Origin of the sequence: Pseudomonas brenneri (genome assembly GCF_007858285.1) — a bacterium.
Taxonomy (GTDB): Bacteria; Pseudomonadota; Gammaproteobacteria; order Pseudomonadales; family Pseudomonadaceae; genus Aquipseudomonas; species Aquipseudomonas brenneri.
Map to the genome: position 1 here is coordinate 96,629 of NZ_VFIL01000013.1, position 18,741 is coordinate 115,369.

13 protein-coding genes and 3 pseudogenes are annotated in these 18,741 nt (G+C 61.7%); 8 read left to right on the forward strand and 8 right to left on the reverse strand.

What is annotated here, in order from left to right; all coding sequences use genetic code 11:
* Positions 1 to 67 precede the first annotated feature (67 nt).
* The 3 genes from FJD34_RS24140 to FJD34_RS24150 all read right to left on the reverse strand — a co-directional run bounded on the left by FJD34_RS24140 (position 68) and on the right by FJD34_RS24150 (position 3,363).
* Positions 68 to 1,258 carry a benzoate/H(+) symporter BenE family transporter gene (locus FJD34_RS24140; protein ID WP_090292932.1) on the reverse strand — a complete coding sequence of 397 codons (1,191 nt, stop codon included), beginning with the start codon at positions 1,256 to 1,258 and terminating at the stop codon, positions 68 to 70.
* A gap of 53 nt (positions 1,259 to 1,311) precedes the next feature.
* Positions 1,312 to 2,814, reverse strand: coding sequence for a MocR-like pyridoxine biosynthesis transcription factor PdxR (pdxR, locus tag FJD34_RS24145; RefSeq protein WP_090292931.1), 1,503 nt, complete (start codon positions 2,812 to 2,814; stop codon positions 1,312 to 1,314).
* A gap of 90 nt (positions 2,815 to 2,904) precedes the next feature.
* Complete coding sequence (locus FJD34_RS24150; protein WP_090292929.1) at positions 2,905 to 3,363, reverse strand: GNAT family N-acetyltransferase; 459 nt, start codon at positions 3,361 to 3,363, stop codon at positions 2,905 to 2,907.
* 204 nt (positions 3,364 to 3,567) lie between these two features.
* Here FJD34_RS24150 and FJD34_RS24155 point away from each other — a divergent pair, with 204 nt between their 5' ends.
* Positions 3,568 to 4,983: an ArnT family glycosyltransferase gene (locus FJD34_RS24155; protein ID WP_090292928.1), complete on the forward strand. Its 1,416-nt coding sequence runs from the start codon at positions 3,568 to 3,570 to the stop codon at positions 4,981 to 4,983.
* 3 nt (positions 4,984 to 4,986) lie between these two features.
* Here FJD34_RS24155 and FJD34_RS24160 read toward each other — a convergent pair whose 3' ends face one another.
* A complete protein-coding gene (locus FJD34_RS24160; RefSeq protein ID WP_090292926.1) occupies positions 4,987 to 6,210 on the reverse strand; it encodes an OprD family porin in 1,224 nt (407 codons plus the stop codon).
* A gap of 172 nt (positions 6,211 to 6,382) precedes the next feature.
* On the opposite strand from FJD34_RS24160, the gene FJD34_RS24165 reads away from it, so the two are divergent.
* From FJD34_RS24165 to FJD34_RS28935, 5 genes and pseudogenes are all read left to right on the forward strand, one after another.
* Positions 6,383 to 7,276 carry a LysR family transcriptional regulator gene (locus tag FJD34_RS24165; RefSeq protein ID WP_032862955.1) on the forward strand — a complete coding sequence of 298 codons (894 nt, stop codon included), beginning with the start codon at positions 6,383 to 6,385 and terminating at the stop codon, positions 7,274 to 7,276.
* Between the two features lie 170 nt (positions 7,277 to 7,446).
* Positions 7,447 to 8,886: a YfcC family protein gene (locus tag FJD34_RS24170; RefSeq protein ID WP_065942956.1), complete on the forward strand. Its 1,440-nt coding sequence runs from the start codon at positions 7,447 to 7,449 to the stop codon at positions 8,884 to 8,886.
* 19 nt (positions 8,887 to 8,905) lie between these two features.
* The gene (locus tag FJD34_RS24175; RefSeq protein ID WP_090292924.1) at positions 8,906 to 10,726 is read left to right on the forward strand and encodes a CocE/NonD family hydrolase; all 1,821 of its coding nucleotides are present in this window, start codon (positions 8,906 to 8,908) and stop codon (positions 10,724 to 10,726) included.
* A gap of 259 nt (positions 10,727 to 10,985) precedes the next feature.
* A pseudogene (locus tag FJD34_RS28930) lies at positions 10,986 to 12,002 on the forward strand (methyl-accepting chemotaxis protein); the annotation flags it as partial.
* Between the two features lie 306 nt (positions 12,003 to 12,308).
* Positions 12,309 to 12,905: pseudogene (locus FJD34_RS28935) on the forward strand (methyl-accepting chemotaxis protein); the annotation flags it as partial.
* 625 nt (positions 12,906 to 13,530) lie between these two features.
* Here FJD34_RS28935 and FJD34_RS24185 read toward each other — a convergent pair.
* From FJD34_RS24185 to FJD34_RS24200, 4 genes are all read right to left on the reverse strand, one after another.
* On the reverse strand, positions 13,531 to 13,899 hold the full coding sequence (locus FJD34_RS24185; RefSeq protein WP_032862839.1) for a glyoxalase superfamily protein: 369 nt from the start codon (positions 13,897 to 13,899) through the stop codon (positions 13,531 to 13,533).
* Between the two features lie 62 nt (positions 13,900 to 13,961).
* The gene (locus tag FJD34_RS24190) at positions 13,962 to 15,428 is read right to left on the reverse strand and encodes an N-acyl-D-amino-acid deacylase family protein (RefSeq protein WP_065942959.1); all 1,467 of its coding nucleotides are present in this window, start codon (positions 15,426 to 15,428) and stop codon (positions 13,962 to 13,964) included.
* Position 15,429: 1 nt separating this feature from the next.
* A complete protein-coding gene (locus FJD34_RS24195; protein ID WP_032862836.1) occupies positions 15,430 to 16,290 on the reverse strand; it encodes a MurR/RpiR family transcriptional regulator in 861 nt (286 codons plus the stop codon).
* Between the two features lie 26 nt (positions 16,291 to 16,316).
* Positions 16,317 to 17,720: a GntT/GntP/DsdX family permease gene (locus tag FJD34_RS24200; protein WP_032862834.1), complete on the reverse strand. Its 1,404-nt coding sequence runs from the start codon at positions 17,718 to 17,720 to the stop codon at positions 16,317 to 16,319.
* A gap of 194 nt (positions 17,721 to 17,914) precedes the next feature.
* Between FJD34_RS24200 and FJD34_RS24205 the strand changes: the two genes are divergently transcribed.
* A complete protein-coding gene (locus tag FJD34_RS24205; RefSeq protein ID WP_090292921.1) occupies positions 17,915 to 18,292 on the forward strand; it encodes a lysozyme inhibitor LprI family protein in 378 nt (125 codons plus the stop codon).
* 199 nt (positions 18,293 to 18,491) lie between these two features.
* Positions 18,492 to 18,659: pseudogene (locus FJD34_RS24210) on the forward strand (lysozyme inhibitor LprI family protein); the annotation flags it as partial.
* Positions 18,660 to 18,741 lie beyond the last annotated feature (82 nt).

The following is an 18,741-nucleotide window of genomic DNA, read 5'->3' on the forward strand; positions in this document are numbered from 1 at the left end:
GCGTTTACCCAGCAAACACGCGTTATCGTTGACGCCCTTCGCGAGCAAGCTCGCTCCTACAGTGGGGCTAGGCCAGTGCCCTGCGCCCACCATGAATCACCCCATGCACCAGCAACCCCGCCACCAGCCCCCAGAACGCGCCGCCAACCCCCAGCAATGTGACATTGGCCGCCGTCGCCAAGAAGGTGATCAACGCCGTTTCCCGGGTACGTGTGTCGGCCATCGCATTGGCCAGGCTTGAACCGATGGCCCCAAGCAACGCCAGGCCCGCCAAGGTGGTGATAAACGCGCGCGGCAAGACCATGAACAAGGTCGCCAGCGTCACGCCAAACACCCCGACCAGGATATACAGCGCCCCGCACACCAACCCGGCGATGTAGCGTTTGGACGGATCCTGATGGGTGTCGCGCCCGGTGCAGATCGCCGCCGTGATCGCCGCGACATTGAACGTATGGGCACCAAACGGCGCCATCAACAGCGACCCCAGCCCCGTCACCGTGATAATCGGGTTGGCGCTGGTCTTGAACCCGTCATTGCGCAGTACCAGCATGCCGGGGATGTATTGCCCGGTCAGGGTGATCACGAACAGCGGCAATGCCACGCCAAAAAACGCCGCGATCGAAAAGTGCGGCATTTCAAACACCGGTGCCGCCAGTTGCAGTTCCAGGCTGTGCAGGTCGAGCCGCTGCTGGACAAGCAGCAACCCCAGGCCCACCAACAGAACCCCGACCATCGCATAACGCGAGGTGAAACGGCGCAGCACCGCGTAGGCCACCACCAGAACGATCACCAGCAGCGGATCCGCGCTGGCCCCACCAAACGCCGCCACGCCAAATTGCAGGAGAATCCCCGCCAGCAAACCCGCCGCAATACCACCGGGGATCAGTCGCACCAGCCGCTCAAATGCACCGCTCAGGCCCAACACGATAAAGCCGACAGCACACATCACATAGGCGCCGATCACTTCGGCATAGGGGGTAAACGCCATGACGGTCGCCAGGAAGGCTACCCCCGGCGTCGACCACGCCGTGATGATCGGCTCACGGTAGCGGTAACTCAACCACGCCCCTGTCACGCCCACGCCAATACTCACCGACCAGACCCAGGAAGCGGTTTGCGCCGCGCTCAGTTGGGCCAAGTGGGCGGCCTGGAACACCAGGACAAAGGTGCCGGCGTAATTGACGATGACGGAAATCAGCGCACTGATACTGGGTGACAGGCAGTCGACGAGGCGCAGGCGTGTGGCGGGTCGGTTCATGGCGCATTCCTTTTGTTTAGGCCGCAAAGGCTAACAAGCGCCGGACCGCCCTTTCAGTCCACTTCCCTACCGTGCACCAGACCACTCTTGAGCACCTTGGCCAACTGCCGGCAGGCAGTGTCGATCTCACCGGGCGTCAGCGCCGAGAACCCCAGCAACCAGCCGCCCCGTGGCGGCGGCTGGGCATAGAGGCGAGTGAGGCCCGGCAACTGGATACCCACCCGCGCCGCCTGGCGAATGGTCGAAAGCTCCGACCACCCTTCATGCAGCACACAAGGCAACTGCAAGCCACCGGGCGGCAGGCTGGCAGTGACCACATGGCTCAAATGGCGCCCGAGCGCCTCGGCCATGGCGTCACGTCGCTCACCGTAGACTTTGCGCATCGCGCGTATATGGCTGCCGAAGTGCCCATCGCTCATAAACCGCGCCAGGGTCAGTTGGGCGATTTGCGGGGTGTGGCCATCGAGAATGCTGCGGGCGTAGGTCATGGGTTTGACCAACTCCCGCGGCAGCACCATAAAACCCATGCGCAAACCGGGGTACAGGGATTTACTGAAGGTGCCGAGGTAGAGCGTGCGCTGATAGTTGTCCAGGCCCTGCACACAGGCGGTCGGCAAGCCTTCGTAGTGGAACTGGCTGTCGTAGTCGTCCTCGATGATCCAGCCTTGACGTTGCTCGGCCCAGGCGATCAGGTCCAGGCGTCGTTCCAGCGCCAGGGTCGCACCGGTGGGGTATTGATGGGACGGCGTGACGTAGACGGTGTTGGCGCCGCTGCGGTTGGCGCGCAATGCGTCGATACACAGGCCTTTGTCGTCCACCGCAACCGGCACCACCTGCAACTGGGCCATTTCAAACGCCTTGCGAGCGCCGAAGTAACCCGGGTCTTCCATCAGGATCGGCTGGCCGCCATCCACCAGCACCTGCGCGCACAAGTACAGGGCCTGGCGCGTACTCGACAACACCAGCACCTGATCCGGCGTGACCCGCGCACCGCGTTCCAGGTTCAGATAATCCGCAATGGCCTGGCGCAGGGGCTCGGCGCCTTGCGGGTCGCCATGCAACAGCAGGTTCGGACGATAATCCTTCAACGCCTGGCGGTGCAGGCGCTCCCAGATACCGACTGGAAAGGTGCGCGTTTCCGGCAACCCCGTGGCAAACGCCTTGACCACCTGCTGATCGGTAACCCCGCCGCCGGCGAGGATCTGTGCGCCCCTGGCACTCAGCGACGCGGCTTGCTTGGGCAGCACCGGCTTGCGCTTGCGCGCACCCAGCAGGCTCGGCCCGATCTTTTCAGAGACGAAACTGCCCGAGCCTTCGCGCCGACACAGGTAACCGTCCAGTTGCAATTGGACGTAGGCCATTTCCACGGTATCCCGCGAGATACCCAGGGACTTGCACAGAGTGCGCGTGGCGGGCAGGCGGCTGCCAGGTGCGAGGATGCCTTCCAGGATCAACTGGCGCAGCACGCGCTGCACCCGCACACGCAAATCCAGGGCGGCCAGCTTGGGGTCCGTCAGGCGGATCTTCAGCGTGTCCAGTTCAAGGTTGTGGGTCATCGACTTGGCCAAATGCGCGTAAGGCACGCATCTTTGTGCGCTGCCGCCGATATGTCCACGACCAATATCGGCGAGCGTCGCGGGCGGGCGTTACAGGGCCATCCGGTACTCGATGCAACCCGAGTCTTCGGCGATCCAGTTGTAGAGTTTTTGCGCGCGTTTATTGGTCTGCTGGGTATGCCAGTACAACCGTGCGCAGGCGTGGTATTGCGCATAACGCTGGACCCATTCGATCAGCAATTTGCCGGTGCCGCCGCCGCGTACCGTGGGGGCCACGTACAAGTCTTCAAGGTAGCAAAAGTCAGCAACTGCCCAGGTCGAACGATGCAACACCGCATGCACCACCCCCACCAACTCATCGCCCTGGACTGCCACGGCGCAGGCCATGGCTTCATCGGCATCGAGCAAGCGGCTGAAGGCGGTGCGGGTCGTCGTCTCATCCAGGGTGACTTGATAAAAGTCCTGATAGGCCAGCCACAGTTGCAGCCATTGCTCATAGTCATCGGGCTGCACGGCTCGTACCACGATTGCCTGTGGGTCGTTAGTCATTGCACTCTCCTGTAGGAACCCCCGCTCCGGTGTGGCTCGGGGCCCGGCAATGGTAGGTTCCCAAGGTGGCGGCAAACCGACCACTTCCAGGCCATCTGGCAGGCCAATTCGCAACAAGCGCCCCATCGTTCGGACGTTCACAATTGGTTAAGGATTGCCTTCGTATACTCGAACGCTGTCCCCTTGCATCCGGTAACCCTCCCCATGACACGCCCTGCCCCGCTGCTGTTGCTGCTTGCCGGTCTGCTGTTCTTTGTTGCCCTGGGCAATCACGAGCTACAAGGTTCCACCGAAGCCCGGGTGGCCGGGATTGCCATGGCCATGCACCTGGATAACGACTGGGTGGTGCCGCGTCTGTTCGATGAGCCGTTCCTGGAAAAACCGCCCCTGAGCCTGTGGCTGGATGCCGGGGCGATTCGCCTGTTTGGCGCCAGCACTGGCGCGGTGCGGCTGGCCTCGGCGTTTGCCGGTTTGTTCAGTGTGATGCTGCTGTACGGCATGCTGCGCCGGTTCGGGCGGCCCAAGCCTCTGGCGTTTTGCGCCGCGCTGATACTGGCGACGATGGCCAGTTACTGGAGCAACGTGCGCGGCGTGGGTGAAGATGCGTTGCTCAGCCTCGGCGTAACCCTGGCGTTGCTGGCGTTCTACCAGGCTACGCGCCCTGAATCCCGAGACGCGTCTAACGCGGGCAGTTGGCTGCTGTTTACCCTGGGGATGGTAATCGCCACCTTGAGCAAAGGCGTGCTGGGCCTGGCGATGCCGGGCATCGTGATATTCGCCTACCTGGCCTGCACCAGCCTGATGGACAAACGCTTGCAACTCGGCCAATGGCTCAAACCGGGTGTATTCACTTTGCTCGCGCTGGTGCCGCTGCTGATCTGGCTGGGATTGCTGTATCAACGCGGCGGGATGCAGGCAGTCGGCGAGGTGTTGTGGACCAACAGTGTCGGACGTTTCAGCGGCTCCTTCGTCGAAGCCGGGCATTACGAGCCGATCTACTATTACCTCGCCAAATTGCCCGAAGCTTTTTTGCCGTGGAACATCCTGGTGTACCTGGGCCTGTGGCACTTTCGCAAAAGCCTGGCGAGCAATCGTTACCTGCTGTTTTTCAGCCTGTGGCTGGTGGCGCAATTTACCCTGCTGACCTTCGCATCCAGCAAACGCGTTGTGTATCTGATGGCCCTGACCCCGGCGGCGGCCGTCCTCGCAGCCGAGTACGGTGCAGTCCTGCTCGACCGCCTGCCCGCTTATCGCCGTGGCGTGATCACCGGCGTGTTTGCCCTGGTGATCGCCTGCTACCTGGGTGCCGCGATCTGGTATGCACCCAAGGCCGATCGACGCGAGTCCTTCGTGCCCCTGACCAGCCAAGTCCAGGTACTACAGAGCCAAGGCCGTCATGTGGTGCTCTATCAACCCAATGAGCGCGTGGCCGGCGCCACGGTGTTTTACACCATGAGCAACTTGCCGATCCTGCAGACACAAACACAACTGCGTGCCTATCTCGATGCCCAGCCGGGCAACGTGGCCTTGCTCGATCGCATCGAAGAACTGACGACCCCGGTCACCACGCTCAAGCAAATCACCGTGGGCAGCCGCCCCTACTACTTTGTCGAGCAGTAGGGCTTACCAGAGCGCCAGGTCGTACGTCAGGTAGACCCGGTAGTTATCGCGGTCACTGGCGTAGGTCGAACGGTAGGTCGCCTTGCGCAACTCCACGCCCAGGCCTTTGAGCGTGCTGTCCTGGATCACGTAGCGCAGGTTGGTGTCGGACTCCCACTCACGGGCTTCGCGGCCCTTGAAATCGCCGTTCTGCCCCTTGTAGTAACGGGTCATGAAACTCAGGCCCGGCAGCACGGCGGCTAAATCGTAGTCATAGCGCAGCATCCAGGTTTGCTCGCCAGCCTGGATAAACTTGCCGACCCCGGCGTTGCTGAAGGAGTACACCGTCGACACGCTGGCATAGGGCAGCGCGGTATCGCCGCTGACCTTCTGGTAGCCCACGCCCAACGCCTGCGGCCCCAACCGATAGGTGAACAGGCCGCTGAACATATCGCTATCAACCTTGCCATTACGCGCCTCGCCCGCTTCATTGCTGATGAAGTAGCGCAGATCACTGGTCAGGCTGCCCGGGCCCAACGGCTGCTTATGCACCAGGCCGAGGAATTGTTGGCGATAGAACTCGCGCATTTCCCCGTAGTACCAGGTGCCACTGAGCGTAGGCGTGAAGGCATAGGTCGCGCCCGCGAAGTCGAAGTCGCTGCCCTTTTTGCCACTGTAGCCCTGTGGATAAATATCCACGCTGTCGGTGGAGTTGCGCTGCTTGAATTGATCCAGGTGCCCGCTGTGCAGGTACAGGTTGCGGATGCCCGTGTATTCGATCTGGGTGCCACGAAACGTCTGCGGCAGCAGGCGCCCATCGTTGTGTACCAACACCGGAATCTTCGGCAACAAGGTGCCGGTTTTCACCACGGCGGCGCCGATGCGCATTTTTGCGGTCACGCCGAGGCTGGAAAACTCATTGGCGGCGCGTCCATCATCGTGGACCGGCAACAGGCCGGTGCCTGAGTGGGTGCGGCTGGAGTCGAGCTTGATCCCCGACAGCCCCAGGGCATCCAGGCCAAAACCTACGGTGCCTTCGGTGTAGCCCGATTGCAGGTTGAGCAAAAAGCCTTGCGCCCACTCCTTGCGGTCCTCGCCACCGTCGCGATAACCGTCGTTGAAATAGTAATTGCGCAGGGTCAACTTGCCCTGGGAATCCTCCCAGAACCCCTGGGCCATCAACGACGGCGACAGACTCGCCAACACACTGGCAGTGACCACACCGCCTCTGGTGAAAAGTTCACGCATAACTGTTTCCTCAATGCCGTATTGTCGATTTTTATGGGCAGTTGCTCCGTGTACCAGGCTGGACGCCAGGTCACATTGGGGCGGACACTAACGGCTTGCCGAACGCCCCACAACGTTATGCGAGAAGCGCATGACGCTATGCGCAAAGCCGCCCTTCGACAGGAAATCCACGGTGAATTTCAAGCAACTCGAAGCCTTCAAGGCGATCATGTCCACCGGTTCGACCATCGGCGCAGCCACACGCATGGGCTTGTCGCAGTCTGCGGTCAGCCGCCTGTTGAGCCAGTTGGAGGACGCCCTGGGGTTTGCCCTGTTCCTGCGCAAAAAGGGCCGCTTGATGGCCACGCCAGAGGCCGAGGAACTGCTCACCGAAGTTGCAGGATTGGTGGACGGCATGCAGCGTATCCAGCGCCTGGCCGATGAAATGCGTGTGGGCCGTTCACGCAAAAGCCTGCTCAAGGTCGGCGTGCCTACCAGCATGACCCAGGAATTGTTGCCGCGTATTGTCGCGGACTTTCTCAAGGACCATGAAGACATCGTGGTCGAACTGCTGACCGGCTCCTACGACATGATCGAGCGCGCCGTACTGGACCGTTCCGCCGACCTGGGTTTTGTGCGCCTGCCCACCGAGATGCCCGACTTTGATATCGAACCGATGCTGCGCACTGAAGGCGTGTGCGTGATGCCGGCCGACCACCCGTTGAGCCGGCATGAATTTATCGAGGTACAGCATCTGCGCGATGTGCCGCTGGTGATGCTGGGCCGGCAACGGGCAGTGCGTACCGAGCTGAACCAGATGTTCCGTGCGGCCAACCTGACACCGCAAGTGCGGGTCGAAGTACATTCGGTGGGCGCTGCGTGCAGCTTTGTCGCCGAAGGGCTGGGGGTGTCGATCGTCAACGGTTTACTGGCCAGCCACTTCATGCATTTGCCGATTGTCAGCCGCCCGTTTCGCCCGGCGCTGCCCTATGAATTTGGCCTGGCATTCCGTGCTGATGAACCTCGCTCGCAGTTGGTAACGGCCTTTGCCGAGCACCTCAAGCAACGCCTGAGCACAATCCCGTGACCGCAACTGGCAGGAGCGGTTTTGTGTAAAACGCATACCCCAACCCGCCCCACGCATAACGTTGTGGCCGGCAAAGCTTTGCCCTAGTGTCCGCCCAACCAAGCGTCACTACCCACAACAATAACAGCGCACGCACCCCGCTCAGACGGGGCCGCGCCGGGGCCGCCAGCATGACCGAACCGCAGATCCTCCGTACCCCGCCGCCCACCGAGGCGGCTGCAGACAAACCCGTGCAACGCAAGCAAATCAACCCGGCGATCATTCTGTTGAGCATCGTCCTGCTCGCCGTGGCGTTCACCTACGCGGTGAACGCCGGCAAGTTCCAGCGCCAGAATGGCCTGGTGGTACCAGGCTCCTACCAGGTGCTGGAAAAGCAGGACACCTTCAGCCAGTTGTTCTCCCTGGAACCGCGCAAGGCCGGCGACACCGTGGCCCGCCCGGTGTCGCTGGTGGAGGGTTTCATGGCCATTCCCCAAGGCATCGAAAAGCGTGCGGCGCTGATTTTCATGGTGCTGTTCATCGGCGGCATGTTCGGTGTGCTGAACAAGGCCGGGGTGATCGATGCCGGGCTGGAGCGCCTGCTGGGGCTGACCCGGGGCAATATCTATGTGCTGGTGCCAAGCCTGATGCTGGTGTTTTCTGCCGGCAGTACGTTTATGGGGCTGGCCAAGGAATTCATCCTGATCGTGCCGTTGATGGTGGCCATGGCCAATCGCCTGGGGCTGTCGAACCTGATTGGCCTGGCCATCGTCACCATCTCGGTGAAGATCGGCTACCTGGCGTCGATCTCCAACCCGGTGGCGTTGTCGGTAGCCCAGCCCATGGTCGGCCTGCCGATTTTCAGCGGCTTGAGCATGCGCGTCGCGGCTTATTGCACCTTCTTGCTGGTGGGCATCGCGTTCGTGCTGTGGAGCATTCGCAAGCACGGGTTTGATGCCAGCGCGCAGATCACCTTCGAAAGCAAACCCCTGCCCGTTCGCCACCTGTTGAACCTGCTGGTGCTGGGTGGTGGCATTGGTTTCCTGGTCTATGCCTCTAACCGTTGGGGCTGGAAATACCATGAGCTGTCGGCGTTCTACCTGCTGCTGACCGTAGCTTTCGCGGTGATCGCCGGCCTGGCCGCCAGCACCGCCGCCAGCGCCTTTGTCGACGGCATGAAAAAAGTCCTGATCGCCGGCGTCCTGATCGGCCTGGCCACCGCCGTGGAAATCATCCTCAGCACCGGCCAGGTACTGGACACCATCGTCAACAGCCTGGCCAACCTGGTCGGCGACCACGGCCCGGTGGTCTCGGCCTACGGCATGTTCTTCGCGCAACTTGGACTGGACGTGCTGATCCCCTCCACCTCCGGCCAGGCCGCCGTGACCATGCCGATCTTCGGCCCGCTGGGCCAGTTGTCCGGGGTCAGCCCACAAACCACCGTGTTTGCCTTTTTGATGGGCAACGGCCTGACCAACATGATCACCCCGACCTCCAGCGGCCTGCTGGTACTGCTGGCCACTGCCAACGTCGGCTGGGGCCAATGGGCGCGCTATATCCTGCCGCTGTTCTTGATCTATGCGGTGCTGGCAATGGTGCTGCTGGCCATTGCCGTGCACACCGGATATTGAGTCGATGAGTGTTTTACCTATGCAAACCCTGCACAACCAGATGATCGCCATGCGCGACGGCATCCACCTGGCGACCGATATCTACCTGCCGGCGGGCGGCGAAGGACCGTTCCCGGTAGTGATCGAACGCACGCCCTATGACAAGAGCAAACCGTCGCGTTCGGAAAAACAGCTCGACGGCCAGCACATCTCCCGCGAGCAAATGGCCGCTCGGTTTACCGCCCGGGGCTTTGTTGCAATTTTCCAGGATTGTCGCGGACGCTATGCGTCAGAAGGCGTGTTTACCAAGTACACCGCCGAAGGCGAAGACGGGTTCGACACCCTGGCCTGGATCGTCCGCCAGCCATGGTGCAACGGCAAGATCGGCAGCATGGGCCTGTCCTATGCCGCCCACACCCAACTGGCGATGGCCTGCCTGCATCCGCCGGGCTTGAGCGCCATGGTGCTGGACAGCGGCGGCTTCGCCAACGCCTACCAATGCGGGATTCGCCAGGGCGGTGCGCTTGAACTCAAGCAGGCCACCTGGGCGTTTCGCCAGGCCAAGGAAAGCCCGGCCGCCCTGGCCGATCCGCAGGTGCGCCAGGCGCTGGAAGCCGAAGATATCCATGAGTGGTTCCGCCGCATGCCCTGGCAGGCGGGCCAATCACCGTTGCGCCATGTGCCCGAGTACGAGGCCTATCTGCTGGAACAGTGGGCCCAGGGCAGCTTTGGCCCTTATTGGCAGAAGCCGGGTATTTATGCCGAAGGCCATTACGCAGCGTTGCCGGATATTCCGGTGTTGTTCATGTCCAGTTGGTATGACGCCTATGTCAGCTCGACCCTGGCCAACTACACCGCCTTCAACCACGCCAGCAGCGCACCGCAACAGTTGATCATGGGGCCGTGGTTGCACGGTGACCGCAACATCAGCCACAGCGGTGATGTGGAATTCGGCCCCCAGGCCGCCTTTGACGGCCAGGTGGCCGAGGACTGGTTGAGCTGTCGCCTGCAATGGTTCGAACAGTCCCTCAAGCCCGAGACGCCACAACCGCCGGCCAGCGTGAAGGTGTTCTTGATGGGGGGCGGCAGCGGCACCCAGGATGAAAACGGACGCCTGCGCCATGGCGGCCGCTGGTTGCACGCACAGCAATGGCCACTGCCCGGCAGCCAATCGTTGACGCTGTACCTGGACGCACAACGCCAGTTGACGCAGCGCTTGCCCAGCGCAGACGAGGCCGCCTTGGGTTATTACGCCGACCCGGCCAACCCCGTGCCCACCGTGGGCGGAGCATTGACCTCCGGTGCACCGATCTTTGTCGGCGGTGCTTTCGATCAACGTGAGCGCGCAGACTTTTTTGGCAGCCGTGGTGACAATCGCCCCTTGTCCGAGCGCGACGATGTGCTGGTCTTCCAGACCGCGCCCCTGGCCGAAGACCTGATCGTCGCAGGCCCGGTACAGATCGAGTTGTGGATCGACAGCGACGCCCCGGACACGGACTTCACCGCCAAGCTGGTGGACGTCTACCCGACAAGCGCCGATTACCCGGAGGGCTTTGCGATGAACATCACCGACGGCATCCGGCGCTGCCGTTATCGCGACTCTTGGGAGCAGCCCAAACCGCTGGCCCCCGGTGAGCGAGTGAAGGTGACCATCGAGCCGTTCGCCACCTGCAACCTGTTCAAAAAAGGCCATCGCCTGCGCCTGGACATATCCAGCAGCAATTTCCCGCGCTTCGACGTCAACCCCAATAGCGGCGAGGCCGAGGGCCAAGCCCGGCAGCCGCGCATTGCTCACAATCGCCTGCACCTGAGCCGAGACGCTGCGTCATGCCTGGTCCTGAACATCCTCCCCAACGGGTGAAAGCCCCCCTGTAGGAGCCGGCTTGCCGGCGAAGAACCTGAGAGCAACGCGGGGCACCAGGCACCCCGCGTTATCGTTGACGGCTTTCGCCGGCAAGCCGGCTCCTACAGGGATATCGATGACCGCTCATCCGCGAATCCCACATTCATTAAAAAACCGTTTCAGCTCTCGCCCTGGCTGCCGATACGTCCTGACTATCCATCGGCTGGGCGACCTTCCAGCAACTGATGTACACGCAATCTGTTCCTGGAGGAACTCGATGAATACATGGTTTGGCAACATCAGCGTCAACTTGAAACTGGGCCTGGGCTTCGGCCTGGTGCTGGTGCTCACCTCGATCCTGGCCCTGACCGGCTGGACCAGCCTCAGTGGCCTGATCGACCGCAGCAACTGGATGAGCGACATCACCCAGCTCAACGCATCGCTGACCAAACTGCGTATCGTGCGCCTGCAATACATGCTCGCCAACGGTGACGAAACCGTGGCGCAGAATGTCCAGACCACCCTCGACAGCTTTGCCGCACAACAGCAACAGCTGATCAACAGCTTCAAGAGCCCGGAAAACCTCAAGCTGCTGACCGAGCAGAAAGACATCATCACCGCCTACCGGCAGTCGCTGAACAAAATGCGCGAGGCCTACCGTAACGGCAATGCGGCACGCCAAACCATGGGCGAGCGCGCCGACGCCGCCGGCCTGGTGATTGCAGCCCTGGACCGCAGCGTGCGGCAGATGCCTGAGAGCAGTGAGCGCTTCGCCCAGTACGAAGCCGTCAACCACGCCAAGGAAGAGTTCCAGGTCGCCCGTTATGAAGTGCGCGGCTACACCGGCAACGTCAACCCGGATACCGAAGCCCGTGCAGTGGCGCAAATCGAATCGGCGATCAATGGCCTCAAAGGCTTGAAGAACGTGTTCGGTGAGTCCCAGCAAACCGAGCTGAACGCCCTGGAAAACGCCCTGGGCGCCTACCGCAATGCGCTACAAGTGTATAAAACCGCCAACGCCAATATCGTCCTCGCCCGCCAGGAAATGACCGTGCAGGGCGCCGATATCGTGTCGCGCAGCGAAGCGCTGTATGACATCCAACTGCAACGCCGCGACGCAGAAAGCGCCCGGGCCCGTAGCTTGCAATTGATCAGCACGTTGCTGGCATTGCTGGTGGGGATTATCGCCGCACTGGTCATCACCCGGCAGATCACCCGCCCATTGCGGGAAACCCTGGCCGTGGTCGAGCGCATCGCTTCCGGCGACCTGAGCCACAACATCCAGGTGACCCGCCGTGATGAACTGGGTGTGCTGCAACAAGGCATCCAGCGCATGGGCACGACCTTGCGCGAGCTGATTTCCGGGATCCGTGATGGCGTCACGCAGATCGCCAGTGCCGCCGAAGAACTGTCGGCCGTGACCGAGCAGACCAGCGCCGGGGTCAACAGCCAGAAGATCGAAACCGATCAGGTCGCCACCGCCATGCACGAGATGACTGCCACCGTGCAGGAAGTCGCGCGCAACGCCGAGCAAGCCTCCCAGGCCGCATCCGCCGCCGATGGCCAGGCCCGTGAAGGCGACAAGGTGGTGGCCGAAGCCATCGCCCAGATCGAACGCCTGGCCGACGAAGTGGCGCGCTCCACCGACGCCATGGCGCACCTGCAACAAGAGAGCAACAAGATCGGCAGCGTGATGGACGTGATCAAGGCCGTGGCCGAACAGACCAACCTGCTGGCGCTCAACGCCGCTATCGAAGCCGCCCGTGCCGGTGAAGCCGGGCGCGGGTTTGCCGTGGTCGCCGACGAAGTACGTGGCCTGGCCCAGCGCACGCAGAAATCCACCGAGGAAATCGAAGGCCTGGTCGCCGGCTTGCAGAACGGTACCCAGCAAGTGGCCAATGTGATGAACAACAGCCGCAGCCTGACCGACAGCAGCGTCGAGCTGACCCGCAAGGCCGGCGTCTCCCTGGATAACATCACCCGCACGGTGTCGAACATCCAGTCGATGAACCAACAGATCGCCGCCGCTGCCGAACAGCAAAGCGCCGTGGCCGAAGAAATCAGCCGCAGCATCGTCAATGTGCGTGATGTGTCGGAGCAGACCGCAACCGCCAGCGACGAGACCGCCAAATCCAGTGTCGAGCTGGCACGCCTGGGCAGCCAGTTGCAGCAGATGGTCAGCCACTTCCGGGTGTAAACAAAAAGCCGCCCCGGCCAAAACCGGGGCGGCTTCGCTTCTCAGGCCTTAACGGTCATCGAAGCTGTCTCGCAGGAATTTCCACACGTGATAGACACGCAGGCAATTCACTACGAGGTCCCACGTACGTCGTGCAAACTTGGACATACTCGGCCCTCCTTGAGTTGGGCCTTACCTCCAGCGCACTTACCGGAACACGTGAGCCTTTGGACGCTAGTCGATTGCGTCTTTTGAGGTGGCCGGGCTAATGGTCCTTCCGCATGAATCCGGCACGGATTACTAGCCCGTGGCGGCCGGTCCAGAATTCGCGTGCGTACCCGACGCCCCCAAAAGCGACAAACGCAGAACGGGGAAGATCCTAACCAACATTTCGGCCAAAAGTGTGACCAACAATGGTCAAATATCCAGTATTGGACGGGAGATTTATTGCAGCCTTTTGCAGCCAGAGTTGACGCGAGAAAAGCTCAAAAAACGATCAGCGCTCAATCTTGCAGGCCGATATGAACAGCGCTAATATTCCTGCGAGTCGATTGCGTCTTTTGAGAGAGCAACCCTAGCTGCTAACTGGGATTGCAATAAAAAACCGCCCTACTAAGGCGGTTTTTTATTGCCTGAAATTTGTCAATCAGCCCTCGCCTTCCTCGACAAACACCAGCCGATTGCCAAATGGATCCTTGATGCTCATCTCCCGTGTGCCCCAAGGGGTTTGCTCGATCCCGGGCTTGGCAAAGCGATAATCCTTGGCCTGCAATTGCCCAAGGTAAGCGTCCAGCCCCTCGGCCTGGATCCGCACCGCCGCGCCGGGTGACGCATCGCCATGATGCTCGGACAGATGCAGCACACAGTCCCCCCGCGACACTTGTAGGTACAACGGGAAGTTGTCCTCGAAGCGGTGCTGCCAATCGACCTTGAAGCCGAGAAAATCGACGTAGAACTCCCGGGCCTTGGCCTCATCGAACGTGCGCAGGATCGGGGTGACTTTTCCTAAGTGCATGGCGCTGGCTCCTTGTCTGAAACCCTCACTATAAAGGCCCGGCCAAGAGAAATGACAGAACCCTAGCGCAGCACATCAAACCCCCGGCGCAAATCCCCGGAGCGCGCCAGAAACTGCCCTGCCCGTTGCCCGTTCGCCTGCCCGTCCTGATAGCTCAACACACCATTGATCCAGACCCCGTCGATGCCTTCGGCAGCGCGTTGCGGGTCCTTGAAATCCGCCACATCCCGTACCCGCAACGGGTCGAACAGCACCAGGTCGGCCCAGTGCCCCTCGCGGATTTCACCGCGCCCGGCCAGGCCAAATCGCGCGGCCGACAAGCCGGTCATTTTGTGTACCGCCGTGTGTAGCGGGAACAGTCCGAGGTCGCGGCTGAAATGTCCGAGTACCCGCGGGAATGCGCCCCACAAGCGCGGATGGGGGAATGGGTCTTCCGGCAGGCCATCAGAGCCAACCATCGACAGTGGATGGGCGAGGATACGCTGCACATCAGACTCATCCATTCCGTAATACACCGCCCCCGCCGGTTGCAGGCGGCGGGCAGCGTCCATCAGGGAAACGTCCCACTCGGCGGCGATGTCCTGCAAGTCTCGCCCGCCTACTTCCGGGTGCGGCGTCGACCAGGTGATGGTGATACGGAAGGCATCGGTGACTTGCTTGAGGTCCAGGGTCGAGGAACTGGCGGCATAGGGATAACAGTCGCAGCCCACCGGATGGGTCTTGGCTGCCTGTTCCAGGGACGCCAGCAACTGTGGACTGCGCCCCCAATTGCCCGCGCCGGCGCATTTGAGGTGGGAGATAATCACCGGCGCCTTGGCGTGGCGGCCGATCAGAAACGCCTCGTCCATGGCCTCCAGCACCGGTTCGAACTCACTGCGCAAATGGGTGGTGTACACCGCGCCAAACGCTGTCAGTTCTTCACTCAGTTGCAGCACTTCGTCGGTGTCGGCGTTGAACGCGCTGGCGTAGGCCAGGCCTGTGGATAAACCGAGGGCACCCGCTTCAAGGCTTTCCTGCAATTGCACACGCATCAACGCGATTTCAGTCGGCGTGGCGCTGCGCTGCAGGTCGTCCATATGGTTGCTGCGCAGCGCCGTATGGCCGATCAATGCCGCGACGTTGAGCGCCGGCTGGGCGTTTTCCACGGCGCTGCGGTAATCGATAAAACGCGGATAGACAAACGCCTCGGCCTTGCCCAGCAGGTTCATCGGGTCCGGCGGATCACCGCGCAGGCTGACCGGCGAGGCGCTGATGCCGCAGTTGCCGACAATCACCGTAGTCACGCCCTGGCTAAGCTTGGGCAGCATCTGCGGCTGACGGATCACCACGGTGTCATCGTGGGTGTGCACGTCAATAAACCCCGGCGCCAATACGCGGCCACTCGCCTCGATCTCATGCTCGCCACGGGCCGCCGACAAGTCGCCGATCTTCTCGATACGCCCATCACGCACACCCACGTCAGCGACATACCCCGGTGTGTTGCTGCCATCAATGATCAGCGCCTGGCGGATCAGCGTGTGGTACTTCATCTCAATCTCCAAGCGGCAGGCTGTCAGGGCCGCCGCGATAGTCGTCCAGGGCCAGCTTGATCCGGCGCAGGCGTTCCTGGTTGTCGTCCGGCAAGGCCAGAGCCAGTTCGGTAGCGAGTACATCAATGGCCAGCAGCATGCCGTAACGCGCCGCCGTGGGTTTGTAGATAAAACTGGTTTCGGCCGGTTGCAGTGGCAGCAGCACGTCGGCCAATTGCGCCAGCGGTGAATCGGCCAGGGTGATGGCGACAATCCGAGCACCGTAGTTGCGGGCCAGTTCCACCACGCCCAGCAACTCGGGCGTGCGGCCAGTCAGGGAGCAGACGATCAGCGCATGCTCCGGTCCCAATGTCGCGGCGGTGACGCGCATCATCACTGGGTCATGGCAGGCCGCAATCGGATACCCCAAACGCACCAGGCGCACCTGCAACTCGTCGCTGCACAGGCTCGACGGGCCGCCCATGCCGAACGCGTGGGTCATCCGCGCCTTGCCCAACAGGTTCACCGCATCGACAAAAGCGGCCTGGTTGAAGCCCGATAGGTGCTGGCGCAAGGTCGCTTCGATATCACCGAGGATCTGGCGATGAAACGCCGATTGTTCGGGCAACCCCGCCGGATCGAGAAAACGGCTGCCTACGCCGCTGGCCTGGGCCAGTTGCAGGCGCAGGTCACGCAAGTCACGGCAACCGACGCTGCGGGCAAAGCGCGACAAGGTGGCGGTGCTGACCTCGGCGCGCTGGGACAACTCTTCCAGGCTGGCGGATGCGGCGAAGCCCACATCGTCAAGCATCAGCCGGGCGATACGCCCTTCACCGGCGCTGAAGGAATCCTGGCGGGCGCGGATCTGGTAGAGGATGTCCATGGGGTCTCCAGGTTACAAAATGAGGCTCATAAAACAAGAGACAGGCCGTAGGTCAGACCGAAGGCGACCAGCGAAATCAAAGTCTCCAGCACGGTCCAGGTCTTGAAGGTCTGGATCACCGTCATATTGAAGTATTCCTTGATCAGCCAGAAGCCGCCGTCGTTGACGTGGGAAAAGATCACCGAGCCAGCACCGGTCGCCAGCACCAGCAATTCCGGGTGTGGATAACCCAGGCCCAGGGCCACGGGGGCGACAACGCCCGAAGCGGTGGTCATGGCCACAGTGGCCGAGCCGGTGGCAATGCGCATCAGCGCGGCGAACAACCAGCCCATCACCAGCGGCGACAGGTTGAAGGCATTGGCCATGCCGAGGATTTCGTGGGTCACGCCGGCGTCCACCAGGATCCGGTTCAAGCCACCGCCCGCGCCCACCAGCAAGGTGATGCTGGCGGTCGGTGCCAGGCATTCGTTGGTGAACTTGAGGATCGACTCGCGGTTAAAGCCCTGGGCCAGGCCCAGGGTCCAGAAGCTGAGCAGGGTCGCCACCAGCAAGGCGATCACCGAGTTGCCGATAAACAACAGGAACTGGTTGAAGCCAGTGCCCGGCGTGGAGATCAGGTTGGCCCAACCGCCGATCATCATCAGCACCACTGGCAACAGGATCGTGCCCATGGTCAGGCCAAAACTTGGCAGACGGGTGCGTGGTTCGCGCTCGATGAACTGGCGCTCCAGCGGGTTCTCGGCAGGCAAGTGAATGCGCGGCACGATGAACTTGGCGTACACCGGGCCGGCGATGATCGCGGTAGGGATGCCGATCAAAATCGCATACAGCACGGTCTGCCCGACGGAGGCGTTGTACGCCAGCACCGCCATCATCGCCGCCGGGTGTGGTGGTACCAGGGCATGTACCACTGACAGGCCGGCAACCATCGGCAGGCCGACCATCAGGATCGACACACCCACGCGCCGGGCCACGGTAAAGGCAATCGGCACCAGCAATACAAAACCGACCTCGAAAAACAACGGCAGCCCCACCAGGAAGGCAATGCACACCATGGCCCAATGGGCATTACGCTCGCCGAAGCGGTCGATCAGGGTACGTGCCACCTGCTCGGCACCACCGGACTCGGCCATCATCTTGCCGAGCATCGTGCCCAGGGCCACCACCAGCGCAATATGCCCCAGGGTCTTGCCGACACCCGCTTCATAGGAGCCCATGATCGTATCCGCCGGCATCCCGGCCAGCAGCGCCAGGCCAATGGACACCAAGGTGATAACGATAAACGGATTGAGCCGATAACGTGCAATCAGCACGATCAATGCAATGATGGCGATGGCAGCGTATGCCAACAGCCAGATGCCCGGTGATGCGGCCATGCGGTACTCCTCGGAAAGGGTCACGTCGAATTGGTTGTGAAACTCATAAATCATTACCGAGGAATATTTTCAAATTTTATGAAAGTAATTTTCGCGAACGGATAAGCGCTGTCGCTTTGGGACATGCCCGCAGAGCAAAGATGAAAATCGGGGGATAGTTCTTACATGCAGGCTGTAGTGGGTACGGGAAACTCGACTGCCGCTTTCCGGTCATAGATTGCGCATCGAATCCCCTCAGGAAATCCACCATGAACCGCACAACCCTCGCCGCCAGCGCGCTATTGCTGGCCTTGTCCGGCACCGCAGCGGCCAGCAGCCCGGCGCTGCAAAAGTGTCTGGACAACGCCAGCAACACCGGCGCGATAGTCGGCTGCAACGCCCAGGAAACCAAGATCCAGGACAAGCGCCTGAACAGCGCCTACAAGACCGCGCTGCAGGCCCAGCAAGGCCCGCGCAAGCAACAGTTGCAGGCTGTGCAGCGCCTGTGGATCAAATACCGCGATGCCAATTGCGCCTTCGCCGGCTCCGCGACCGGCGGTAGCATCGATCAGATCAACGGCTCCGGCTGTGTGCTGGACATGACCCAGACCCGCGCCGAAGAACTGGAAAACCTCGTCGGGCCATAAGCCTGCGTCGATCTCCTGGCCACATCGCCGGCAAGCCGGCGCCTACAACATTGGGCGCACCTGGGCACCTGTAGGAGCGGGCTTGCCCGCGAAAAACCTGAGAGCGCCGCGTGTATCCAGAAAGCCCGCGTGATCGTTGACGCTTTTCGCGAGCGAGCTCGCTCCTACAGGGTGTGAGGATCAGTCGTGTTGCACCCGCGCACAATTGCAGGCTGTGCAGCGCCTGTGGATCAAATACCGCGATGCCAATTGCGCCTTCGCCGGCTCCGCGACCGGCGGTAGCATCGATCAGGTCAACGGCTCCGGCTGTGTGCTGGACATGACCCAGACCCGCGCCGAAGAACTGGAAAACCTCGTCGGGCCTTGATCCCTGTGGGAGCGGGCTTGCCCGCGAAAAACCTGAGAGCGCCGCGTGTATCCAGAAAGCCCGCGTGATCGTTGACGCTTTT